This is a genomic window from Plantibacter sp. AC185, from assembly GCF_979258065.1.
Window position 1 is genome coordinate 3496474 of sequence record NZ_OZ409831.1, and the last position, 22722, is coordinate 3519195.

At 70.8% G+C, this 22722-nt stretch carries 18 protein-coding genes; 8 read left to right on the plus strand and 10 right to left on the minus strand.

The annotated features are described in order from the left end of the window. Positions 1 to 14: 14 nt before the first annotated feature. On the plus strand, positions 15 to 1172 hold the full coding sequence (locus ACZZZB_RS16375) for a lysostaphin resistance A-like protein (protein ID WP_463530262.1): 1158 nt from the start codon (positions 15 to 17) through the stop codon (positions 1170 to 1172). 82 nt (positions 1173 to 1254) lie between these two features. Continuing rightward, positions 1255 to 2709, plus strand: coding sequence for an LCP family protein (locus ACZZZB_RS16380; RefSeq protein ID WP_463530263.1), 1455 nt, complete (start codon positions 1255 to 1257; stop codon positions 2707 to 2709). Between the two features lie 12 nt (positions 2710 to 2721). On the opposite strand, the gene ACZZZB_RS16385 is transcribed toward ACZZZB_RS16380, so the two are convergent. Beyond that, positions 2722 to 3627 carry a LysR family transcriptional regulator gene (locus ACZZZB_RS16385; RefSeq protein WP_192018475.1) on the minus strand — a complete coding sequence of 302 codons (906 nt, stop codon included), beginning with the start codon at positions 3625 to 3627 and terminating at the stop codon, positions 2722 to 2724. 131 nt (positions 3628 to 3758) lie between these two features. Then, entirely contained in the window at positions 3759 to 4622 is an 864-nt protein-coding gene (locus ACZZZB_RS16390) for an endo alpha-1,4 polygalactosaminidase (protein ID WP_463530264.1), read from the minus strand. Between the two features lie 61 nt (positions 4623 to 4683). On the opposite strand from ACZZZB_RS16390, the gene ACZZZB_RS16395 reads away from it, so the two are divergent. From ACZZZB_RS16395 to ACZZZB_RS16405, 3 genes are all read left to right on the plus strand, one after another. Continuing rightward, complete coding sequence (locus tag ACZZZB_RS16395; protein ID WP_191941504.1) at positions 4684 to 4878, plus strand: hypothetical protein; 195 nt, start codon at positions 4684 to 4686, stop codon at positions 4876 to 4878. A 99-nt stretch (positions 4879 to 4977) separates the two neighbouring features. Next, positions 4978 to 5553 carry an isochorismatase family protein gene (locus tag ACZZZB_RS16400; RefSeq protein ID WP_290368184.1) on the plus strand — a complete coding sequence of 192 codons (576 nt, stop codon included), beginning with the start codon at positions 4978 to 4980 and terminating at the stop codon, positions 5551 to 5553. A 78-nt stretch (positions 5554 to 5631) separates the two neighbouring features. Further along, a complete protein-coding gene (locus ACZZZB_RS16405) occupies positions 5632 to 7902 on the plus strand; it encodes an MMPL family transporter (RefSeq protein ID WP_463530265.1) in 2271 nt (756 codons plus the stop codon). A gap of 19 nt (positions 7903 to 7921) precedes the next feature. Here ACZZZB_RS16405 and ACZZZB_RS16410 read toward each other — a convergent pair whose 3' ends face one another. Both ACZZZB_RS16410 and ACZZZB_RS16415 read right to left on the minus strand, forming a co-directional pair. After that, the gene (locus ACZZZB_RS16410; RefSeq protein ID WP_342365712.1) at positions 7922 to 8716 is read right to left on the minus strand and encodes an alpha/beta fold hydrolase; all 795 of its coding nucleotides are present in this window, start codon (positions 8714 to 8716) and stop codon (positions 7922 to 7924) included. Positions 8717 to 8750: 34 nt separating this feature from the next. Further along, entirely contained in the window at positions 8751 to 10475 is a 1725-nt protein-coding gene (locus ACZZZB_RS16415; protein ID WP_191941501.1) for a thiamine pyrophosphate-binding protein, read from the minus strand. Between the two features lie 223 nt (positions 10476 to 10698). Here ACZZZB_RS16415 and ACZZZB_RS16420 point away from each other — a divergent pair, with 223 nt between their 5' ends. Beyond that, entirely contained in the window at positions 10699 to 11886 is a 1188-nt protein-coding gene (locus ACZZZB_RS16420; protein ID WP_463530266.1) for a DUF4192 family protein, read from the plus strand. Here the strand turns inward: ACZZZB_RS16420 and ACZZZB_RS16425 are convergent. Next, positions 11871 to 13328: a helix-turn-helix domain-containing protein gene (locus tag ACZZZB_RS16425; RefSeq protein WP_463530267.1), complete on the minus strand. Its 1458-nt coding sequence runs from the start codon at positions 13326 to 13328 to the stop codon at positions 11871 to 11873. The two genes, ACZZZB_RS16420 and ACZZZB_RS16425, sit on opposite strands and share 16 nt — an antisense overlap. Before the next feature lie 123 nt (positions 13329 to 13451). Between ACZZZB_RS16425 and ACZZZB_RS16430 the strand changes: the two genes are divergently transcribed. Further along, positions 13452 to 15317 carry a phosphoenolpyruvate carboxykinase (GTP) gene (locus ACZZZB_RS16430; RefSeq protein ID WP_463530268.1) on the plus strand — a complete coding sequence of 622 codons (1866 nt, stop codon included), beginning with the start codon at positions 13452 to 13454 and terminating at the stop codon, positions 15315 to 15317. 377 nt (positions 15318 to 15694) lie between these two features. Then, positions 15695 to 16447 carry a hypothetical protein gene (locus tag ACZZZB_RS16435; protein ID WP_192018480.1) on the plus strand — a complete coding sequence of 251 codons (753 nt, stop codon included), beginning with the start codon at positions 15695 to 15697 and terminating at the stop codon, positions 16445 to 16447. A gap of 69 nt (positions 16448 to 16516) precedes the next feature. Here ACZZZB_RS16435 and ACZZZB_RS16440 read toward each other — a convergent pair whose 3' ends face one another. The 5 genes from ACZZZB_RS16440 to ACZZZB_RS16460 form a co-directional block, all read right to left on the minus strand. Further along, entirely contained in the window at positions 16517 to 18445 is a 1929-nt protein-coding gene (locus ACZZZB_RS16440) for an ABC transporter ATP-binding protein (protein WP_194605281.1), read from the minus strand. A gap of 182 nt (positions 18446 to 18627) precedes the next feature. Next, the gene (locus tag ACZZZB_RS16445) at positions 18628 to 19974 is read right to left on the minus strand and encodes an MFS transporter (RefSeq protein ID WP_463530269.1); all 1347 of its coding nucleotides are present in this window, start codon (positions 19972 to 19974) and stop codon (positions 18628 to 18630) included. 203 nt (positions 19975 to 20177) lie between these two features. After that, the gene (gene ribH / locus ACZZZB_RS16450) at positions 20178 to 20648 is read right to left on the minus strand and encodes a 6,7-dimethyl-8-ribityllumazine synthase (protein WP_064294813.1); all 471 of its coding nucleotides are present in this window, start codon (positions 20646 to 20648) and stop codon (positions 20178 to 20180) included. 81 nt (positions 20649 to 20729) lie between these two features. Continuing rightward, the gene (gene ribA / locus ACZZZB_RS16455) at positions 20730 to 22013 is read right to left on the minus strand and encodes a GTP cyclohydrolase II (protein WP_192006836.1); all 1284 of its coding nucleotides are present in this window, start codon (positions 22011 to 22013) and stop codon (positions 20730 to 20732) included. Continuing rightward, positions 22010 to 22705, minus strand: coding sequence for a riboflavin synthase (locus tag ACZZZB_RS16460; RefSeq protein ID WP_463530270.1), 696 nt, complete (start codon positions 22703 to 22705; stop codon positions 22010 to 22012). Before ACZZZB_RS16460 ends, ribA begins: the two co-directional genes overlap by 4 nt. Between the last annotated feature and the right edge of the window lie 17 nt (positions 22706 to 22722).

The following is a 22722-nucleotide window of genomic DNA, read 5'->3' on the forward strand; positions in this document are numbered from 1 at the left end:
CCACGGGGGATGACATGCAGCGACCGGACGACACACCGATCGAGGGCGGCTGGGCGCCGATCGGACAGCCCGCGCCAGGGCCGATCCGGACGCCGGTCGCCGACGGATCGCCTGCACCAGCACCGGCCGCGGCTCCGGTGATCGGTGCCGCCGGGCGGGCCGTGCTCGCGCAGCAGCCGGAGTCGGCGGCGGACCGCCAGCGCCGGCGCAACCGCGAGCTGGCCCCGATCCTGCCCGCCAGGGTCCCGTGGGTCGCCGTCACGGTCTTCACCGTGCTCGCCGTCGGCCTCGCCTGGCTCATCGCCGCACCGCTGTGGCTGTCCGGTGAAGGACTCGCGAACCCCTGGTTCCAGCTCATCGCCCTCGGCATGATGTACACCCCGACCATCGCCGCGCTCGTCGTGGTGCTGTTCGTCGCCCGCCCGAGGAGCATCCCGCGGCTGCTCGGACTCGCGCCGCTGCGTCCCCTCGGCCGGACCCTCGGGCTCTGCGCGGCGGCGCTCGTCGGATTCCCCGTCCTCGCGTTCTGCTCCATGCTGCTCGGGCAGGCCATGGGGCTCATCGAGCTCGACCTCGTCGGCCTGTCCGGTCTCGCCGCCATCATGACCGCCTCGGGCGCCGGCGAGCTCGGGCGGGACGACCTCACCACGGTCGCCCTGGTCCAGCTCCTCACCCTGCCCCTCGGCGTCCTGGTGGCATCGCTGTCCGCGTTCGGGGAGGAACTCGGCTGGCGCGGCTGGTTGCTGCCGAACCTCCTGCCGCTCGGCACGTGGCCCGCCCTCCTGCTCTCCGGGGCGATCTGGGGCGTGTGGCACGCACCGCTCATCCTCCTCGGCTACAACTACCAGCGGACCGACGTCCTCGGCCTGCTCCTCATGGTGGGCTGGTGCATGCTGCTCGGCGTCCTCATCGGCTGGTTGCGGCTCCGCTCCGCCTCGGTCTGGCCGGCGGTGATCGCCCACGGCGCGGTGAACGCCGCCGTCGGGGCGCTGCTGCTCTTCGCCAGCCCGACGTCGATGCAGGACACCGGCAGTGTGTTCGGCACCCTGCTCGGCTGGCCGGGCTGGATCCTCCTCGCAGCGACGACGCTCATCCTGGTCGTCACCGGCCAGTTCGGCAATCGTGCGGTGCCCGGACTGCGTGGCTCGGAGGTCGCCTCGCCCGTGAGCTGATCCTCCGACGCATGCGCGCCGCGTATGAGTCGCACCGGGCAGGCTGCTTGTCCGCCGCTTCGACGCTTGGTGCACTGGGACGATGCGCAGACCCGATCTCCCCGAGGCACCCGTCCGCCCACGTGCCGCCCACGCTCGCCGTCACGGCGGTGGGGTGAGCGCACGGGTCCGCCGTCGGCGCCTCATCGTCGGCATCGCAGGCGGCCTCGTGCTCGCGCTCCTCGGGGGTGTCGGTGCGCTCGCGCTGCGCCTGCAGGGCAACCTCAGCTCCGAGGCCATCGCCGCCCCGACCGGACGTTCGACCGAGCCCGCGCAGCCGGGCGCACCGGACCCGGCGATCAACGTCCTCCTCCTCGGCTCCGACAGTCGTGACCTCGCGGTCGGCGACTACGGCGAGGACACCGGCACCAAGCGCAGCGACGCGATGGTGCTCGTGCACGTCTCCGAGGGCAACACCCGGATCGACGCGATGCAGATCCCACGTGACACGCTGACCGACCTGTCGATGTGCACGGACACCGGGCGGGGGACGCCCGACGACTACGGGATGGTGAACGCGGCGTTGAACTCGGGGGCCGCCTGTTCAGTCGCCGCGGTGCAGGCGATGACCGGTGTGCCGATCGACCACTTCGTCGAGCTCGACTTCAGCGGCTTCCAGGCGATCGTCAACGGCATGGACGGGCTGGCGGTGTGTCTGCCGTCGGACATGGAGGACCCCTATTCGAACCTCGCGTTGCCCGCCGGAGCGCAGGTCATCGACGGGACGCAGGCGCTCGCGCTCGCCCGTACCCGGCACGCGGTGGGTGACGGCAGCGACATCTCGCGCCTCGGCAACCAGCAGATGGTGATGTCCGCGATCGTGCAGCGGGCGCTGAGTGCCGAGGTGCTCACCCGGCCGGACCGCCTCATCCGCTTCCTGGACGCGGTCACCTCATCGCTCACCGTCGACACCGCGCTCGGCGACCTCGCGAGCCTGACCTCGCTCGCGCACCGGGTCTCGCAGGTGCCGGCCTCGGCCATCACCTTCCTGACGATGCCGTGGACCGAGGCGCCGTCGGACGCCAACCGGGTCGTCCCGAGTGATGACGCCGCGATCGTCTTCTCGAGCCTCGCCACCGATGTCCCGGTGCCGATCGCGGGAACCGCTGACGCGTCCTCCGCCGAGCCGGTCGCCCCGGTCGAACCGGTGCGGGTCGAAGCGGTCAGCGTCCTCAACGGCTCGCAGACGAACGGGGTCGCGACGGCGACGGCCGACCGACTGACCGCCCTCGGCTACACCGTCGCGTCGATCGGCGACGCGGAGACGGACACCCCGGTCACGGTCCTGCTCGCGCGCGACTCGGACGCGGCCCGGGCGACGGCCGCCTCCCTCGCCCAGGAGTTGGGGATCACGGTCGTCGTGAGCGGCGAACCGGGGCCGGACGAGGAGGACGTCGTGCTCGTCATCGGCGACGACTTCGCCTCACTGACCCCTCCTGCCGCGCCCGCGCCCGTCGAGGTCGAGTCCCGCAACGCCGCCGCGGACCTCTGCGGCTGACCCGGGGCGTCGTCAGTCCCCGGGTGGGACCCGCTCCGCCAAGCGGAGGAAGGCACTCACGGCGGGGGTCCCGACGCTGTCGTGGCGCACGAGCAGGCCGATGCTCCTCGTGACCGGTGTCGGGAACCGGCGGACCCGGGCGCCGTTCGCCGCCGCCCAGTCGGCGAGCCGCTCGGGGACCACGGTCAGCCCGACGCCGGCGGTCGCGAACCGGGTGAGCGCGTCGCGCTGGGTGGTCACGATGACCCGCGGTGGCTGCACGCCGAAGCGGGCGTAGGCCTCGTCGGTCACGGCGCGCATCGACGTCCCGCGCGGAAGGGTCACCAGGGTGTGGGCAGCCAGCTCGTCGCCGGTGATGGTCGGCGGCGTGTGCTCGGCCTCGCGCTCGGCGACGGTCCTGAGGCCGGGGAGGACGATCGCGAACCGCTGTTCCTCCAGGAGCCGCACCTCGACACCGGGGCCGGCGGTGGCCACATCGGCCACACCGAGGTCGATGCGCCCGAGGTCGATGGCGTCGAGCAGTTCGGCGGAGTCGACGGCGCCCGTGACCTCGATGCGGACGTCGGGGTGCGCGGCGTGGAACCGGGCGACGAGCTCCGGGACGTGGGTCGCGACGAGCGAGGGGAGCGCACCGATCCGGAGCGTGCCGGCGGTGAGCGCCTGCTGGGCGTCGGCGAGTGCACGGAGCCCGTTCGCCTCCTGGAGCATCCGCCTCGCCGGGCCGAGCACGGACCGTCCGGCGTCGGTGACCTGCATGCGCCGACCGACCCGGGTGAAGAGCGCGAGCCCGAGGTCCGTCTCGCAGCGTTGGATGCGTCTCGTGAGCGAGGGCTGCGAGATCCGGAGGACGTCGGCCGCTGCGGCGTACGAGCCGTAGTCGACGACCGCGACGACCGCTTCCAATTGCTCCAGGTTCATGCGTCGTGGGTCCGGATCATGCCTCCACGCTACCGACACCTGCTGGACATGCCTGGGCGCCGGGGGTCCGCCCCGCAGCAGGACGCTTCGCCTTGGAACCTCCTGCCCCGGAGCGGATCTCCTGCCGGTGCCTACCGAGCGCAGGCGTCGAAGACGTGGGCGGGGTCGTCGGCCGTCCGGAGGTCGCGGTCGCGCAGGATCGTTGAGAAGGGGACCTGCGGATCGGCGCACACCTCGTCGAAGGTGCCGCGCAGGTCGTCGGTGTACTCGATGTCCAGCACGGCGCCTCCGTACACCTCGGTGTAGGTGGCGCACTCGTCGAAGCGGTGGCACTCCTCCGCGACGGCGAAGTCGAACCCGACGTCGTCCCGACCTCGCGTGCCGAGCTCGGCGGCGTTCTTCTGCCCGATGAGGAGACCCGCGTCGTGGGCGAGGTCGGCGTACCGGGTGGCGAGGGCGATCGCGTCCTCAACGGTGAGTCGACCGTCGGACCGGGTGTACGAGTCGAGGTTGTCGATCTCGACGGCGTCGAAGCCGGCCTCCGCGCAGCGGGTGATGCTCGCGCCGACCCGCTCGGCGATCCGTGCGCGACGGTCGTCGGTGGAGAGGTCGAAGATGAGTTCGTCGGGCCAGTTCTCGTCGATGACCGGTTCACCGGCGTCGTCGGTGAGGACGAGGTCCGGCTCGGCGAGCCAGGCCTCGCGATCGGCCGGCTGGCTCTGGAACCCGTTGACGTAGCAGATGGAGTGCCGGTCGGGGTCGGGGGAGTCGGTGCTGTCGCGGGCGACGCCGCCCACCCCTGCCGCCGGTTCGTAGCCGCCACCGAGCTGGTAGTCGAAGACGACGTCCGTGGGGAAGCCACCCGCTGAGTGGGTCGACTCGGCGCTGGAGGGTGCACCGCTCGGGAAGGTGGAGCAGCCGGCGGCGGTGACCGCGAGCAGGAGGGCGGCGCCCGCCGCGATGAGCAGGTGCGCGCCACGGGGGAGACGGGTCATGGCTCCAGCCTAGGTCGCGGTCCCGTCCCGGGGCCGCCGCTCAGCCGGTACCGTTGGGGGCATGAAGTATCTGGTGTTGTTCTCCGCGGGTGCCGCGCTCATCGTGCTCGGGGTCGTCTTCGCGCTGCTCCTGGAGCTGCCGGTCGGGTTCCGGATCGCCGGGCTCGTGTCCATGCTCCTCGGCACCGTCGTCATGGGTGTGAACATCGGTCTCCAGTTCTTCGACCGCCGCAAGGAGCGCGCACGTCGGCTCTGAACCACGACGGCGCAACCACCTGACCCGGTCGGTTCCCCGGCGTTACCCTCGATGGAACCCACCTCCACCGAGGCGGGACGACGACAACCCGGAGGCATCGTGGCGCGCGCGCTCTTCATCATCGACGTACAGAACGACTTCACCGAGGGCGGTGCGCTCGGCGTGGACGGCGGCGAGGCCGTCGCCGCGGGGGTCACGCAGCTGTTGGCCGAGCACGGGGACGAGTACGCGCACGTGTTCGCCTCACGTGACTGGCACGACGCCGAGGGCGACAACGACGGTCACTTCGCGACGGGTGAGCCCGACTACGTGACGAACTGGCCGGTGCACTGCGTCGCGGGGAGTGCAGGCGCCGAGTACCACCACGCGCTCGACACCAAGAGCGTCGACACCCACATCCGCAAGGGCCAGGGTGCCCACGGATACTCGATCTTCGAGGGCGTGACGCCGGAGGGTCGGAGCCTCGACGAGGTCCTCACGGATGCCGGCATCACGGAGGTCGACGTCGTGGGTCTCGCGACCGACTACTGCGTCCGCCGGAGTGCGCTCGACGCCATCGAGCACGGCCTGCAGGTCCGCGTCCTCGCAGGTCTCGTCGCGCCCGTCGACCGGGCCGCCGGGGATGCGGCGCTCGCCGAGATCACCGAAGCCGGGGGAGTCGTCGTCCCGGCCTGAACTCCGTCCCCGGCCGCCCGTCGCAGATAGTAAGCTAGCTGCATATTATTTCGAGCAGGGCGAGAACGGGGCGCGCGCATGACGCACGGACGACACGGCGGAACGCAGACGGACGCGGACACCCGGACGCAGCAGCGGGATCGGGCGGGTGCGCCGCGGTGGCTGCGGGTCGTGCTCCCCGCGGTCCTCATCCTCCTCTGGCTCACGGCCGCCGGTGTCGGCGGTCCGTACTTCGGGAAGGTGAGCGAGGTCGCGACCAACGACCAGACGAGCTTCCTCCCAGCGAGCGCGGACGCGACCGAGGTGCAGACGGCACTCGACGGGTTCCGGGAGGGTGACGACATCCCGGCCCTCGTGCTGTTCGTCCGCGACGGCGGGATCACCGACGAGGACCGGGCGGCGATCGACGACGAGCTCTCAGCCCTGTCCTCCACCGAGGGCGTCGCTGACGGCGTCTCTCCGGCCATCCCCTCCGAGGACGGCGACGCGATCGAGGTCTTCGTCCCGATCAGCGGTGACGCGGAGGTCGGCGACGTCGTCGAGGCCCTCCGTGCGCAGCTCGCCGAAGCTGCCCCGGCCGGCCTCGACGTCTTCGTCACCGGCCCGGCAGGGTTCACCGCCGACCTCACCGACGCCTTCGCCGGCATCGACGGCATCCTCCTCCTGACCGCGCTCGGCGCCGTCTTCCTCATCCTCATCGTCGTGTACCGCTCGCCGGTCCTCCCGTTCCTCGTGCTCGGCACCTCGCTGTTCGCCCTCTGCACCGCACTTCTCACCGTGTGGTGGCTCGCGAAGGCCGGCGTCGTCCTGCTGAACGGCCAGGTGCAGGGCATCCTCTTCATCCTCGTGATCGGTGCGGCGACCGACTACTCGCTGCTCTACGTCTCGCGGTACCGGGAGGCGCTCCGCGACCACGAGCGGCGGTGGGATGCGACGTGGGCTGCGCTCCGAGGATCGTTCGAGCCGATCGTCGCGTCGGGCGGCACGGTCATCGCCGGACTGCTCTGCCTGTTGCTCAGCGACCTGAACTCGAACAAGGCGCTCGGACCTGTCGCCTCGATCGGGATCGTCTTCTCGGTCCTCGCGGCGCTCACCTTCCTGCCCGCGCTCCTGCTGGCCTGCGGTCGCACCTCGTTCTGGCCGCTGCGCCCGAAGTACGGGAGCGAGCACCGTGTGCGCGCCTCGTCGATCGACGACACCGCCGTGCCGACCACCGGTCTGTGGGGTGGGATCGCCCGCCTCATCTCCCGCCACGCCCGCGTCGTCTGGATCGGGAGCACCCTGCTCCTCCTGGTCGCGAGCCTCGGGGTCTTCCAGCTCAAGGCGGACGGCGTCGCCCAGAGCGACCTCATCCTCGGCACGTCCGAGGCCCGTGACGGTCAGGCCGCCCTCGGTGAGCACTTCCCGGCCGGCTCGGCGAGCCCCGTGTACGTCCTCACGCAGGAGGGTGATGCCGCGCAGGTCATCGGCATCCTCGAGGAGGCCGACGGTCTCGACAGCGTCCAGGTGCTGTCGAGCGACTCCGCGACCGGCACCGCGGACGCGACGGTGAGCGACGGGGAGGCGGTGTTCACGGCTCCCGCCGCGGGACCCCCGGGGACCCCGGTGGCGTCCGCCGAACCGACGGTCGACGACGGCCGCATCCTGCTCCAGGCGACGCTCGACGCGGCACCGGACTCGACGACGGCGGAGGAGAGCGTGCGACAACTGCGCTCGACCCTCGACGCCGAGGTCGGCACCCACACGCCGGTCGGCGGCATCACGGCGACCGCCATCGACTCGAACGACGCGTCCATCCACGACCGGAACCTCATCATCCCCGTGGTGCTCGCCGTCATTCTCCTCATCCTCATGCTGCTGCTCCGCTCGGTGCTCGCCCCGGTCCTGCTGATCCTCAGCGTGGTGGTGTCCTTCGGGGCGGCTCTCGGGGTGTCCGCGCTCGTGTTCAACCACGTGCTCGGGTTCCCGGGCGCGGACCCGAGTGTGCCGCTCTACGGCTTCGTCTTCCTCGTGGCGCTCGGGATCGACTACAACATCTTCCTCATGACGAGGGTCCGCGAGGAGTCGCTGCGGGTCGGAACGAGGGCCGGCGTGCTGCGGGGGCTGGCGATCACGGGTGGCGTGATCACCTCGGCCGGACTCGTGCTCGCGGCCACGTTCGCGGCGCTGGGCGTCATTCCGATCCTGTTCCTCGCGCAGATCGCGTTCATCGTGGCGTTCGGGGTCCTCCTCGACACGATCATCGTCCGGACGCTGCTCGTCCCCGCCCTCAGCCACGACATCGGGAGCGCCATCTGGTGGCCGTCGAAGCTCGCGAAGGGTCGTGTCGAGCACCGGCACGCGGCCTGACCGAGGCGGACGCGACCGGCTACCCCTGCTCGGCGAGGAACGCCAGCACGGCGTCCTTGAACGCCCGCGACGAGACCGCGTTGAAGTGCTCGCGGCCGGGCAGCCCCACGTAGCGGGCACCGGCGGCTTCGGCGAGCCGCCGACTCCCGGCGGCGACCGCATCGTCGTCTCCGGTCACGAGCAACATCGGCGGCGGTGGCACCTCGGCCGTGCTCGGCTGTGGCCCTCCGCGCAGGCCGTCCACCAGGGCGATGAGTGCCTCCACGTCGTTGCCCGGGACACCCTCGGCCATCGTCACGTACGTGTCCGTGAGGGCGTGCGTGATCGTCGTCCCGGTCCTCACGTGGTGACGGGCCGCCTCCAGGTCGAAGTCGCGGAGCGAGTCGCCCTCGGGGAGGCCGCCGAGGCTGAGGGAGCGCACGCGGTCGGGGTGCCGGACACCCAACCGCCAGCCCACCCGGGAGCCCAGCGAGTACCCGAGATAGTGCGGCTCGTCGACGCCGTAGCCGTCGAGGACGGACAGGACGTCGTCGACGAGGATGTCGAGTCGGTACGCGGCGGGATCCGTCGGTTTGTCGGAGGCTCCGTGACCGCGTTGATCGAGGGTCAGCAGGCGGTATCCGGCGCGCGTCAGCGTGCGTGTCCACCCGGCGAGGTCCCAGTTGAGTCCGGCGCTCGAGGCGAAGCCGTGCACCGCGACGATCGTGCCGAGGTCGCCTGTGCCCGGAGCCGGTTCGTGGAGGTACGTCGCGATCCGGATGCCGTCCGTCGACATGACGTAGGTGGGTGCGGTCGGGGCAGGCTGAGGAAGCACTCGTCAACGATACCCGCGGTGACGCCGCGCAGGCTCAGTCGACGGCGACCGGCCGTGGTCCCTGCTGCATCATCTCGGAGAGGTACGGGGCGACGACGCTCGTGGAGATGCGGCAGTCGAGCAGGAGGACGCCCTGCGCCCCGGCGTGGACCCAGTCGGTGAGTCCGTCGAGGTCCGCGAGCGTGTCGATCGTCACGCCCTGGCCCCCCAAGGCCCGCGCGAGGGCGGCGAAGTCGACCTCGTCGATGAGCATCGGGGTCTGGTCGAGTCCACGCGAGCCGTACTGGTGCACCTCGGCTCCGTAGGCGGCGTCGTTGAAGACCACGATCACGCCGCTCGGCACCGTGCGGATGACGGTGTCGAGGTCGGGGAGTGCCATGAGGCCGCCGCCGTCGCCGGTGCAGAGGACGGTGGTGCCCGTGTGCCCGGCCACCGAGGCACCGACGGCGCTCGGGAACCCGAGTCCGATCGACTGGTACGCCGTCCCGACCATGACGAGGCGGTCGGGGGAGGGGATGTCGAGGTACATCGGCGCCCAGCCGATGAAGTGACCACCGTCCTGCACGACCGTGCGGTCGGCCGGGAGCAGCTCATTGAGTCGGTGCGCGAGGCTGCGTGGGTCGAGGCGCCCGTCGGCGCACAGTCCGTCCCCGGACGAGCCGTCACCCAAATCGCGGTCGAGGTGCGGTGCGGGGCGGGCGGGACCGGCCGACGCGACCCATCCGGACCCCACGCCGTCGGCGAGCCGTTCCAGGAGACCTGCGGCTGCGAGGGCCGCGTCACCGTGGATGAGCTCGTCGACCCTGGCATTCGTCGGGGCGTCGGCGAGGTCGACCTGGATGACGTGCGCATCGTGGGCGAAGGCCTCGCCGAACCGCATCGTGAACTGGTTGAGGCCGGCGCCGACGACGAGCACGACGTCTGCTTCGGCGATGCGCCTCGCGGCGTGCTCCGTCGCGAAGCCGCCGGCCACCCCGAGATCACGGGGGCTGGAACCGAAGAGCCCGCGTCCGAGCGCCGTGGTCGCGGTGTGGGCGTCGAGCCGCTCGGCGAGCTCGCCGAGGACGGGTCCGGCGTCGGCCAGCCAGGCTCCACGCCCGGCCAGGATGAGCGGACGGTGTGCGCTGCGCAGAGCGGCGGCGGCGGTGTCCAGGCGCCTCGCGACGGGCTCCACGCGGGAGGGCCGGACGAGCGCCGGGTGGTGTGGTGTCCCGTCCGCCCGCAGCGGCTCGTCGGACGCCACGGCGGCGAGGTCGTAGGGGATCGCGAGCACGACCGCGGTCCGGCGGTGGACGGCGTGCTCGATGGCACGGAGCGTGGTCGCGGTGGCGTCGTCACGACCGACGGTGAAGGTCGGTGCACCGAGCCCGGCGGCGATCTGGAACTGGTCGACGTCCCAGGGGCGGGCCCCGGTGGTCGGGGCGTCACCGACGACGAGGATCAGCGGGATCTGAGCCATCACCGCCTCCGCGAGGGGCGTCAGGGTGTTGGTGAATCCGGCTCCGTAGGTCGCAGTCGCGGCAGCGAGACCGCCGCCCGCGCGGGCGTAGGCGTCGGCTGCGGCGACGCCCCCGGCCTCGTGGCGCATGGCGGTGAAGCGGGTCGTGGTAGCGGCGAGGGCGTCGAGGAGATGCGCGTTGCCGTTGCCCATGACACCGAACACCTCGGAGACATGGCGGCTGAGTGCCTGTGCCACCCGGGCGGAGACGGTGGAGGAGCGGATCGACGTGGGAACGGTCGACGAAGCGTGTTCGGACATGGGAGACCTTCGAGAACGTGGACGGATGGGATTCCGTGTGTGTCTCGCCGGTGCTGGCCGCGCTATCGCCCTTTTTTCGAGCAACGACCCCCGTGCTGCGGAGTCTGACGAGCACACTCTACTCCGCAGCGACCGCGCTGCACAGTGCGGCAGCGACAGCATCCGCTCCACATCCGTGACGCCTGCCGGACAGTCGGACCCGGGTTCGACGGAGGCTGGCTCCATGAACCACATCGTGCAGGCCAACGCGGCCGAAGACCTCCTCGCCCTCATCCCCGGACTCGTCGGAAGCACTCCGAGATCGAGTCTCGTCGTCGTCCTGTTCGCGGGCCGTTACAGCCGCGGCGCACTCCAGGTGCACCTGCCGGCCGGAACGGACGTCGACCGGCAGGTGGCGGACGCCGCCGCGGAGCGCGCCCTCGGGTTCGCCTGCCGGGCTCCGGGTGTCGACGCCATCGTGCCCGTGGTCTACACGGACGACGCGTTCGGAGCCGGGGCGGAGCCGCCGGGCAGGACGATCGCCGACGCCGTCCTGGAGCTGGCGAGCGCGCAGGGGTTCACGGTCAAAGACGCCCTCTGCTCGGCCGCCGACGGATGGGGCTCCTACCTCGACCCCGGACTCCCCGCCGGAGGGCGTCCGCCGGCGATCGTGGCCTCGGCGGCGGTCCCGCCGGTCCCACCGCTCCCCTGGGAGCTCGTCACGACCGAGGTCCCGTCGGTGGACGTGGCGACGTTCGCAGCCGTCGACCTCGAGTACCGGGTGCTCTGCGCTCGACTGGCCTCCATGCTCGACGCGGCCGCCGATCGCGTCCGCACGACCTGGCGGATCGACGTCGGAGACGCCGTGGAACGACTCGACGGCCTTCCTGCGGTCTTCGAGGACGCGCTCGCCCGCGGCGTCGAGGGGATGACCGCCCGGGAAGTGGCCTTCCTGTTGCTGAGCCTGTCACGCCCGTGGGCGAGCGATCTCGCACTCATGCAGTGGGCGTTCGGGCGCGAGCTGGGTGAGGAACTCGACGACGCCGAACGCGCGTACGGGCATCTGCCGGTCGGGACGGACGACCCGGAGGTGTTCCACCGGGTCGCCCACCTGCTGGTCGGCGACGGACCGCATCCCGACGTCCAGCGCATCCGTGCGGCGAGCAGCCTGCTCCTCGGTGTCGCGGCGCGAGCGTCGGAGCCGGCACGCGTCGCGCCGCTCGCCATGCTCGCCTGGCTGTCGTGGGCGCTCGGCCAGAGCACGCGCGCGACCGCCTTCCTCGCCGAGCTGGTCGACGAGGAGCTGGACCACCCGCTGGCGGCGACCGTCGGTTCGCTGATCCGCCAGGGGCACCTCCCGGCCTGGGCGTTCTGCAGCACCCCGGGAACACACGACGGCGTCGCCGCCCCCAGCGATCAGCCCGCCGCGTGACGCTCGAGGAACTCGTAGACCTCGGAGTCGTCGACGCCGGGGAAGGTGCCGCTCGGCAGCGGGGAGAGGATGTGGGTGTGCAAGCGGGCGCTCGGCCAGGCCTGCTCCCGCCACTTGTCGGCGAGGTCCGACGGCGGTCGACGGCAGCAGGTCGGGTCCGGGCAGGTGGAGACCGCACGCGTCGTGGTCTCCCGTCCGCGGAACCACTTCGCCTCGCCCCAGGGCACGCCGACCGAGATCGAGAACTCCCCGGCCTCGGTCGTGCCGGTCTGCGTCGCGCACCAGAAGGTACCGGCCGGGGTGTCGGTGTACTGGTAGAGCTCCGTGGTGCGGTTCGTCCGCGCGAAGGCGTTCCGCGCGCTCCACTTCCGGCACACGATCTGGCCCTCCACCGCGCCCGTCACGTCGACGGGCAGCGGCAGCGCATCGTTCTCATAGGCCTTCGAGATCGCCCCGTCCTCGGAGACCCGCAGGAAGTGCAGGCGCATGTCGAGCCGGGCGGTCGCCAGGTTGGTCAGGCGCAGCGCCGCGGCCTCATGGGTGACCCCGAAGGCGTCGCGGAAGTCCTCGACGGCCAGGTTGCGATCGCGCTTGGCCTGCTGCAGGAACGACACCGCGGCCGTCTGCGGCATGAGCGCCGCCGCAGCGAAGTAGTTGATCTCGAGCCGTTGCCGGAGGAACTCGGCGTAGCTCGTCGGACGCTGGTGCCCGAGCAGGCGGTGCGCCATCGCCTGCAGGGCCATGGACCGCAGGCCGTGCCCGCCGGGGATCGACGCCGGTGGCAGGTAGATGCGCCCGTTCTCGAGATCGGTGACGCTGCGCGCGGAGTGCGGCAGGTCGTTGACGTAGATGAGGTCGAAGCCGAGCTGTTCCGCCATGATGCTCACCGTACGGTGGGTGAGTGCGCCGGTACTGTGCCCGGCGCGCAGCACACGCGACTCCGCGAGTTCCTCGATCTCGGGCAGGTGGTTGTCACGCTCCCGCATCCACTCCCGCAACTCGGTGTTGGCACGCCGCGCCTCCTCCGGGGTCGCGATCGCCTCGCTCGCGTGCCGCTGCAGTTCGCGGTGCAGGCCCACGAGTGCGCGGAGGGCCTCGTCGGGGATACCCTTCGACGGCTTGACGATCGGCAGGGTCAACTCGCCGTAGAGGGCACTGCGCTGGAGGCGGTCCAGCTCGATCTCCAGCGCCGCGCGGGGGTTCGGTGCCTCCTTCGACAGGAGGTCGGTCAGGTCGACGCCGAGCGCGGTCGTCAGCTCCTGCAGCACCGACAGCTTCGGCTCGCGCTTTCCGTTCTCGATGAGGGAGAGCTGGCTCGCCGCCAGGCCGACCCGTTCACCGAGGTCGTCGAGGGTGAGGCCTCGCCGGGTCCGGAAGTGCCGGATCCGATGGCCGAGCGTGAGGAGCTCGGCAGCGGCGTTCGATGCGGGAGTCGGCGTCATTCCTTCACCGTATCGAAAGAACCCCGATTCTTGAAGGGTGAAAGACCGTGAAGATCGACCGATACGGGCGCATGGTGGCTCTACGACCACTTCTTGACCGTCCCACCAACGCCGGAGGAACGCATGTCCATCGCAGCACTGATTCCCGATACCGCACCCGCTCCCGCCGCCCGCGTGGGGCTCCGAGCGGTGCCGCGCCCGAAGCGCAGCGGCCTCGCCGAGCTGCACGCCTGGGTCGACGACCTGGCGGCCCTCCTGGAGCCGTCTGCGATCCACTGGGTCGACGGCTCCGCGAGCGAGTCGCACCGGCTCACCCACCAGCTCGTCGAGGAGGGGAAGCTGATCAAGCTCAACCCAGAGTGGCGGCCGAACAGTTTCCTCGCCCGCAGCGATCCGCGCGACGTCGCGCGCGTCGAGGACCGCACCTTCATCTGCTCCGAGCAGGAGGAGGACGCCGGCCCGACGAACAACTGGCGGGATCCCGCGGTGATGCGCGACGAATTGTACGGGGTCTTCGCCGGCAGCATGCGCGGCCGCACGATGTACGTCGTGCCGTTCTCGATGGGCGCGGTCGGCGGGCCGCTCTCGCAGCTCGGCGTGCAGATCACCGACTCGGCGTACGCGGTCCTCAGCATGGGCATCATGACGCGGATGGGCGATCGCGTCCTCGAGCTCATCGCCGACGGACAGCCGTGGGTCCGGACCGTCCACTCGGTCGGCGCTCCGCTCGAAGCGGGGCAGGCCGACGTGGTCTGGCCGTGCAACGACACCAAGTACATCGTCCAGTTCCCGGAGACGCGCGAAGTGTGGTCCTTCGGCTCCGGCTACGGCGGGAACGCGCTTCTCGCGAAGAAGTGCTTCGCGCTGCGGATCGCCTCGGTCATCGGACGCGACGAGGGCTGGCTGGCCGAGCACATGCTGCTGGTCCGGGTCGTCTCGCCGGAGGGCCGGGCGTTCCACATCGCCGCCGCGTTCCCCTCGGCCTGTGGCAAGACCAACCTCGCGATGCTGCGGCCGACGATCCCCGGGTGGACGGTCGAGACTCTCGGCGACGACATCGCGTGGATCCGGCCCGGTGATGACGGTCGGCTGTACGCCATCAACCCGGAGGCAGGCTTCTTCGGGGTCGCACCCGGCACGGGCGCCGGCACGAATGCGACAGCCGTCGACACCCTGTGGGGCAACACGATCTTCACCAACGTCGCGCTCCGCGACGACGGAGACGTCTGGTGGGAGGGGCTGACCCCCGAGCCGCCCGCCCACCTCGTCGACTGGCAGGGGCAGGACTGGACGCCCGACTCGGGGCGCCCGGCGGCCCACCCGAACTCCCGGTTCACGGTCGCGGCGGCACAGTGCCCGTCGATCGCCGACGACTGGGATGCGGCCGACGGTGTGCCGCTCGACGCGATCCTCTTCGGCGGGCGTCGTGCCACGAACGTCCCGCTCGTAGTCGAGGCCAGCAGCTGGGAGCACGGCGTGTTCATGGGGGCGACGATCTCCTCCGAGCAGACCGCCGCCGCTGAGGGCACGGTCGGGGAGCTCCGTCGCGACCCCTTCGCGATGCTCCCGTTCTGCGGCTACAACATGGCGGACTACTGGAGTCACTGGCTGCGGGTGGGCGGTGCACTCGAGCACGGCAAGGCGCCGCGGATCTTCCAGGTCAACTGGTTCCGGAAGGACGCCGACGGCACCTTCCTCTGGCCGGGCTTCGGCGAGAACTCGCGGGTCATCGAGTGGATCGTGCGGCGGCTCGAGCACGCGGTCGATGCACGGGAGTCGGCGATCGGCCGGTTGCCCGTCCTCGACGAACTGAACCTCGACGGCATCGACGTGCCCGAGGCCGACCTCGACGCCCTGTTCGCCGTCGATCGCGAGTCCTGGCTCGTCGAGTGCGACCTCACCGAGTCCTTCTTCGACACCTTCGGCAACCGGGTCCCGGCCGCCCTCCGCGCGGAACTCGCCGCCCTGCGCTACCGCCTCCGGTCCTGATGCTCGTCCTCCATTCGCCCAGTTTTGGGCGAATGGAGGTTCGTGCGCCCAAAGATGGGCGAACGGACCGGCGACGAGGACGCTCCACAGCTCGACGGTTGGCCGGGACATCAACGCGTGACCGATCGCGCCGATCGCGGACCGACCGATCGCGCGACGATCGAAGCATGACGCCGACCGATCTACCCGATCACCACGCCTTCTCCGTCCGCTCGGCGCTGGAGCAGGGCGTCTCGCCGGAGCGCCTCCGCACGACGCGTGTTCCAGCACCGTTTCCGGGGGTTCGGAGCTTCGCTGCACCACGCAGGGGCGCGGACCTGCCTCCCGAACAGCGTCATCTCGCGCACCTGGAGCTGTGTCGGGCATACGCACTGCGAATGGCACCGGCGCAGTTCTTCTCGCACCTGTCGGCCGCGCATCTCCTGGAGGCTCCGCTCCCGGCGCGGTTGCGCTGGGACGAGGTGCATGTCGGCGTCCGGCCGCCAGACCGAGCGCCCAGGGTTGCCGGGGTCGTCGGCCATCGCTTGGCGGGCCTCTTCGGCGATCCGGTCCTCGTCGAGAGGCTCGCGGTCGTGAGTCCCGCCGACATGTGGTGTCAGCTCGGACCGAGTCTCAACATCGATGAGCTGGTCGCGGTCGGCGATCATCTGATCCGTGAGCGTGGTGCCTCCGGCCGGTGGCTCCACCAGCGCCTTCCACCACTCTGCTCGCTCGACGACCTCGCAGCGGCGCTCAGCGGATCCCGGCATCTCGGCGCGGGGGCACTCCGTGCCGCGCTCCCGCAGATCCGCGCTGGTTCCGAATCACCGAAGGAGACGGAACTTCGTCTCGCCTTCGTTCGTGCCGGCCTCCCGGAGCCGGTGCTCAACCACGAACTCCGCGATCGCCGGGGGCGATTCATCGCACGTCTCGACCTCGCCTACCCGGCGTATCGTGCAGCGTTCGAGTACGACGGGCGCCAGCACGCCACCGACCCGGGTCAGTTCGCGAAGGACGTCGACCGGATCCATGCCGTCACCAGACTCGGCTGGTCCCATGACCGCTTCCTCGCACATCACCTGCAGGCGGGTGCCGCCGTCGCGATCGACCGAGCGCGCGAGCGCCTCATCGCGGCAGGATGGCGCCCGTGACTCCATTCATTCGCCCATCTTTGGGCGACTGAGCACCCGTTCGCCCAAAAATGGGCGAATGAACCGGGGTCACACGAGGAGCTGGTGCTTGGCGAGTTCGCGGTAGAGCGGGACCTCGGTCACGAGGTCGCTGTGGGTGCCGACGCCGACCACCCGACCCTCCTCGAGGACGACGATCTGATCGCTGTCGACGACGGTCGAGAGCCGGTGCGCGATGACGATGAGTGTGCGTCCCGTCGCGACCGCGTCGATGGCCTCGCGCATCATCTGCTCGTTGACCCCGTCGAGGCTCGAGGTCGACTCGTCCAACAACAGGATCGGGGGAGCCGCGAGGATGGCGCGCGCGATGGCGAGGCGTTGCCGCTCGCCACCCGACAACATGATGCCGTCCTCGCCGACCGGGGCGGCGAGACCGAGCGGGTTGCGATCGAGGACCCCACCGAGGTTGACCGCGTGCAGCACGCGCTCGCAGTCGGCGTCACTCGCATCCGGTGACGACAGCAGCAGGTTGTCGCGCAGCGTGCCGGCGAGGACCGGGGCGTCCTGTTCCACATATCCGATCTGGTCCCGGAGGTCGGCGCGGGGGATCGTGCGGATGTCCACGCCGCCCAGGCGGATGGCACCGGCCGTCGGGTCGTAGAAGCGTTCGATGAGCCCGAGGATGGTGCTCTTGCCGGCGCCGGACGGCCCGACGAGCGCCGTACGTCTGCCCTGCATCGCGGCGAAGGACACCCCACGGAGGACCTGACGACCGAGCGCGGACTGCGCCTCGGTGAGTCGGGCGGCATCGGCGGCGACGACTTCCGGCGCGCTGGTGCCCTCACTCAGGGCCTCGGTCGCGAGCGCCTCCGCTGCGGCCCGTTCGCGCTCGATGACCGCCGCGTCCGGGTAGGCGAACTCGACGCCGTCGAACTCGATCGCCGGAGCGGACGCCGAGGCGGTCCCGGGACGTCCGACCCGCGCGGCGATGGCTGCGTCGTCGTCGCCCTCGTCGGGCAGGTCGAGGATCTCCTGGATCCGGCCGAGCGCTCCGAGCGCCTGGTTGACGCTCGTGATCGCGCCGAAGGCCTGGCCGAGCGGCATGATCATCATGAACAGGAAGAGGATGAACGCGACGAGACTCGCGATGGTGATGGCCCCGGACGCGACGCGGAACCCACCGACGCCGAGGACGACCAGGAACGAGGTCTGCATGGCGATGCCGGCGACCGGGACGACCAGCGAGGAGATCTTCGCGATCCGCACGCCGACGCCGTAGACCTCCTTGGCCACGCCGTCAACCGCGTCGATCTCGCGGTCGGTCGCGTTGGACGCCCGGATGGTGCGGATGGAGCTGATGGCGCGCTCGACCGCGGCGGCGAGCTCGCCCACCTTGGTCTGCTGCTCGCGGCTGGCGACGCGGATGCGTCCGCTCAGGGCGACGACCACGACGACCGAGACGATGACGACGAGGAGGGTGAGACCCAGCAGGACGGGGTCGATGATCGCCATGGCGATGAGCGCGCCGAGGAAGGTGATGGCGCCGCCGACGGCGTCCACGAAGCCCTGCGTCAGGACGGCGTAGAGCATGGTCGTGTCGCTGCCGACCCGCGAGACGAGGTCGCCGGTGCGGCGCGTGTCGAACTGGCTGATCGGCAGCCGGAAGATGCGCGCGATCAGCTGGCGTCGGGAGGAGTAGACGACCCCGGTGCCGGCGCGCTGCAGGAGGTAGTGCTGGTACCCGCTGATGACGCCGGAGACCACGACGAGCCCGACGAGGAGCCACGCCAGGTTGCCGAGCGACCGGCCCGCTTCGACGACCCCGATCACCTGGCTGACGATGAGCGGCTGGGCGAGCGACGCGGCCGCTCCGATGACGCTCAGGATGATGACGACGATGAGGATCGAGCGGTGCTCGAAGATGTACGGCATGAGCTGCTTGAGGCTCGCGCGGGGACCGTCGTCCTTCGGTCGGCTGAACGGGTTTCGGCTGCGTGCCGGGCGCGCTGGGGTGCTCATGGTGCTCTTCCTCCGAGGTGCGGTGCGCGGCTCCGAGACGTCCATGGCGACGGCGCACCGTGGTTCAACTCTAGGCGACGGTCGCACGCGCCGAGCCCGAAGCCGACGCACCGAGTGCCCACGTACCGAGGGCCGGCGCGCGGAGGTGTCCTCCACGCACCGGCCCTCGGTGATCGCCTCGATCAGGCGTCGATGTCGACGTCCTTGGTCTCCTTGGAGACGATGAGGGCGACGAGCGTGATCAGGGCCATCGCCGAGAGGTAGACGCCGACCCAGAACGGGCTGCCGCCGCCGGCACTCCAGAGTGCGACGGCGATGAACGGTGCGACCGCCGCGCCGAGGATCGACGACACGTTGTAGGAGATCCCCGACCCGGTGTACCGCACGTTCGTGGGGAACAGTTCGGGCAGCAGGGCGCCCATCGGTCCGAAGGTGAACCCCATGAGGCTGAATCCGATGATGAGCCAGATCATGACCCCGGTGAACCCGGCGTCGAGCAGCGGGACCCAGACGAGCCCGAAGACGAGGATCGCGCTCGTCACGACGATGAGCGTCTTGCGGCGTCCGTACTTGTCGGCGAAGGGGCCGGACACGAGCGTGAAGATCCCGAAGAAGACCACGCCGGCGATGAGCATGAGCACGAAGGTCGTGTAGCTGTAGCCGAGCCCCGCGACCGGGGCGTCGAGCGGCGCACGGCCGTAGCTCAGCGAGAACGTCGTCATCAGGTAGAAGAGGACGTAGGTGGCGAGCATGAAGAAGGTGCCGAGGAGCAGCTTGCGCCAGTGCAGCTTGATGACGCTCGCGAGCGGCGACCGCTGCACCTTGCCCTGCTCCTTCGCGTTCGTGAAGGCGTTGCTCTCGACGAGACGGAGTCGGACCCAGAGCCCCACGATGACCATGACGACGGAGAAGAGGAACGGGATGCGCCAGCCCCACTCGAGGAACGCCTCCGACGGCATGGACGGGTCGTCGCTCGGCAGGATCGCCGCGATGATCAGGAAGAGTCCGTTGGCGATGATGAAGCCGATCGGCGCACCGAGCTGCGGGAACGTGCCGAACAGGGCACGCTTGCCGGTCGGCGCGTTCTCCGTCGCCACGAGGGCGGCTCCCGACCATTCGCCGCCGAGCGCGAAGCCCTGACCGATGCGGAGGATCACGAGGAGCAGCGGGGCGACCCAGCCGACGAGCTGGTAGGTCGGCAGCAGGCCGATGAGGAAGGTCGCGATCCCCATGGTGAGGAGGGCGCCGACGAGGGTCGCCTTCCGACCGCGCTTGTCGCCGAGGTGCCCGAAGATGACGGCACCGACGGGTCGGGCCACCATCGCGGCGCCGAACACGGCGAAGGAGGCGAGGAGACCCGCGGTCGGGTCCTCACTCGGGAAGAAGAGGTGCGGGAAGACGAGGACGGCGGCCGTCGCGTAGACGTAAAAGTCGTAGAACTCGATCGTCGTGCCGATGAGGCTGGCGAGGACGACACGAGAGCGCGGATTGACCGGGGCCTTGGTGACTGGGGTTGCTTCGAGAGACATGCGTGCGCGTTTCGGTTCGGGAATGGACGCCGTCGAAGCATCAGCACCGGTCGCGCACGCCCGCCGACGACGGCAGGATCAGAGGTTCGCCCGCTTGTGGCAGGACCATGACACTGTACGCCGAAGTACGGCATTCCGGTATTCGGTTGCCCGGACGGGCGTATGCCGATACGGGAATGCCGCGTGATGCGCCCGCGCTCGGGTCAGCCGCGCAGCTCGCGGAGGACGACCGCGGTCGCGACGGCGGCATCGGCGGCCTCCGCCCCCTTGTCCTCCTTCGACCCGGGCAGCCCTGCGCGGTCGAGCCCCTGCTTCTCGTCGTCGAGGGTGAGGACGCCGAAGCCGACGGGCTTGCCCGTCTGGATGCTGACCTGCGTGAGGCCACTCGTCGCGGCGTCGGAGACGTACTCGAAGTGCGGCGTGCCGCCACGGATGATGACGCCCAGCGCGACGACCGCGTCGGCCCCGGCCTCGAGGGCGGCCTTGGCCACGACCGGGAGTTCGAAGCTCCCGGGGACCCGCACGAGGCGGTGGTTGGCGCCGCTCGCATCGAGGGCCTTGACGGCTCCGGCGATGAGACCGTCGGTGATGGTCTCGTGCCAGGTGCCGGCGATGACGACGATGTCGAGGCCGGTGCCGTCGACGCTGATGGTGGGGGATCCTTCGCCGCTCATGCGGTCTCCTGTCTTCGTCCCCCGAGTGCATCGAGGGGTTGGTGGTGCTCGCTCCTCGAGGGAATCGAGGGCGGCGGTGGACTACTGGTGGGGGTGCGGTTCCGGTGCGAGCTCGAACCCGATGCTGTGGCCCATGCGGTCGCGCTTCGTCTCGAGGTAGCCCTCGTTGAACAGGCCGACGCCGACCACCAGCGGGACGCGCTCGCTCACGGCGATGCCGTGGTTCGTGAGCTGTCGCTCCTTCTCCGGGTTGTTCGAGAGCAGGCGTACGGAGGTGATGCCGAGGTCGGTCAGGATCGCGCTCGCCGCCGTGTAGTCGCGGGCGTCGGCCGGCAACCCGAGCGCGAGGTTGGCGTCGAGGGTGTCGAGACCGTCCTCCTGCAACCGGTAGGCGCGCAGCTTGTTGACGAGCCCGATGCCGCGCCCTTCGTGCCCGCGCAGGTAGACGACCACACCGCCATGGCGCTGGATGGTGTCCAGGGCGCTGTCGAGCTGCGGACCGCACTCGCACTTGAGCGAGCCGAACGCCTCGCCGGTGAGACACTCCGAGTGGACGCGCACGAGCGCACCGGTGGCCTGCGGGTCGCCGGCGATGATCGCGACGTGGTCGGCACCGGTCCTGCGGTCGCGGTAGGCACGCAACCGGAACGAGCCGTGCGTCGTCGGGACCGTCGTCTCCACCTCGAACGACACGTTCGACGACTCGGGGATGGCCGCCTGGGCGGCACGTTCCTCGGCGCAGACGGCGGCCGCGTCGGGGTTCTCCTCGAGGAAGGCGATGAGTGCGGCGATCGTCGTGACGAGCACGCCCTCCCGCTCCCCGAGGGCGATGAGTCCGGGCAGACGCATCATCTCGCCGTCGTCGGCGACGATCTCGGAGATCGCCCCGACGGGGACGAGCCCCGCGAGCTTCATGAGGTCGACGGCCGCCTCCGTGTGGCCGTCGCGCTCACGCACCCCGCCGTCGACGGCTCGCAACGGGACGATGTGTCCGGGGCGCGACAGGCTGGCGGGCACGGACGCCGGGTCGGCGAGCACGCGCAGGGTGTGGGCGCGGTCGGCGGCGCTGATGCCGGTGCTGAGCCGGTCGGCCGCGTCGACCGTGACGGTGTACGCGGTGCCTCTGGGGTCCTCGTTGAGCGCGACCATCGGCGGGAGGGCCAGGCGGTCGGCGATCTCGTTCGTCATCGGTGCACAGATGAATCCGGAGGAGTGTCGGACCGTCCACGCGATCCACTCCTGGGTGGCGGACTCCGCGGCGAGGATCACGTCGCCCTCGTTCTCTCGCCCTTCGTCGTCGGCCACGATGACCGGTCGGCCCTGGCGGAGTGCCGCGAGGGCCTCCGGGATGCTGGCGATGCTCATGCGTTGCCCCTTCCGGTGGCGGTGGTGCCGACCGGGTCCGCGGACTGCGGATCCTGGCCGATGCTGCTGGGGAATGCCGACTCGAGACGGCTGAATGCGAGCATGCGCTCGACGTGCCGGGCGAGGATGTCGGTCTCGAGGTTCACACGATCGCCGGGGACCCGCTCACCGAGCGTCGTCGCGGCCAGCGTCTCGGGGATGAGGGACACCTCGAACCAGGCTTCCGGTGCGTCCGGTGCGCTGATGGCGCTGACGGTGAGCGAGACGCCGTCGACGGTGATGGATCCCTTGTCGACGACGAGCGGCGCGAGTGCCGCGGGGATCGAGACGCGCACGACGCGCCAGGCCTCGCCGGGCACCGTGGCCAGGACGGTGCCGGTGCCGTCGACGTGACCTTGGACGATGTGGCCACCGAGGCGGTCGCCGACGCGGGCCGCGCGTTCGAGGTTGACCGGAGATCCGACCGTGACGCCGTCGAGGGAGCTCATCGCGAGGGTCTGGGCCATGACGTCGGCCGTGAACGTCTCGCCGGTCTGCTCGACGACGGTGAGGCAGACACCGCTCACGGCGATGGAGTCCCCGTGCCTGGTGCCCTCGAGGGCGAGCGGGCCGCGGACGGTGAAACGTGCCGAGTCCTCGCCGTGGTCGATGGCGACGATCGTGCCGAGTTCTTCGATGATGCCCGTGAACATGGGTGGTCCGTTCTCTG

What these genes read in the sequence shown, in the direction of transcription:
- ACZZZB_RS16375 (WP_463530262.1), top strand. Translation starts at nt 15, where the DNA reads ATGCAGCGACCGGACGACACACCGATCGAGGGCGGCTGGGCGCCGATC.
- ACZZZB_RS16380 (WP_463530263.1), top strand. Translation starts at nt 1,255, where the DNA reads ATGCGCAGACCCGATCTCCCCGAGGCACCCGTCCGCCCACGTGCCGCC.
- ACZZZB_RS16385 (WP_192018475.1), bottom strand. Translation starts at nt 3,627, where the DNA reads ATGAACCTGGAGCAATTGGAAGCGGTCGTCGCGGTCGTCGACTACGGC.
- ACZZZB_RS16390 (WP_463530264.1), bottom strand. Translation starts at nt 4,622, where the DNA reads ATGACCCGTCTCCCCCGTGGCGCGCACCTGCTCATCGCGGCGGGCGCC.
- ACZZZB_RS16395 (WP_191941504.1), top strand. Translation starts at nt 4,684, where the DNA reads ATGAAGTATCTGGTGTTGTTCTCCGCGGGTGCCGCGCTCATCGTGCTC.
- ACZZZB_RS16405 (WP_463530265.1), top strand. Translation starts at nt 5,632, where the DNA reads ATGACGCACGGACGACACGGCGGAACGCAGACGGACGCGGACACCCGG.
- ACZZZB_RS16415 (WP_191941501.1), bottom strand. Translation starts at nt 10,475, where the DNA reads ATGTCCGAACACGCTTCGTCGACCGTTCCCACGTCGATCCGCTCCTCC.
- ACZZZB_RS16420 (WP_463530266.1), top strand. Translation starts at nt 10,699, where the DNA reads ATGAACCACATCGTGCAGGCCAACGCGGCCGAAGACCTCCTCGCCCTC.
- ACZZZB_RS16425 (WP_463530267.1), bottom strand. Translation starts at nt 13,328, where the DNA reads ATGACGCCGACTCCCGCATCGAACGCCGCTGCCGAGCTCCTCACGCTC.
- ACZZZB_RS16430 (WP_463530268.1), top strand. Translation starts at nt 13,452, where the DNA reads ATGTCCATCGCAGCACTGATTCCCGATACCGCACCCGCTCCCGCCGCC.
- ACZZZB_RS16435 (WP_192018480.1), top strand. Translation starts at nt 15,695, where the DNA reads ATGGCACCGGCGCAGTTCTTCTCGCACCTGTCGGCCGCGCATCTCCTG.
- ACZZZB_RS16440 (WP_194605281.1), bottom strand. Translation starts at nt 18,445, where the DNA reads ATGAGCACCCCAGCGCGCCCGGCACGCAGCCGAAACCCGTTCAGCCGA.
- ACZZZB_RS16445 (WP_463530269.1), bottom strand. Translation starts at nt 19,974, where the DNA reads ATGTCTCTCGAAGCAACCCCAGTCACCAAGGCCCCGGTCAATCCGCGC.
- ribH (WP_064294813.1), bottom strand. Translation starts at nt 20,648, where the DNA reads ATGAGCGGCGAAGGATCCCCCACCATCAGCGTCGACGGCACCGGCCTC.
- ribA (WP_192006836.1), bottom strand. Translation starts at nt 22,013, where the DNA reads ATGAGCATCGCCAGCATCCCGGAGGCCCTCGCGGCACTCCGCCAGGGC.
- ACZZZB_RS16460 (WP_463530270.1), bottom strand. Translation starts at nt 22,705, where the DNA reads ATGTTCACGGGCATCATCGAAGAACTCGGCACGATCGTCGCCATCGAC.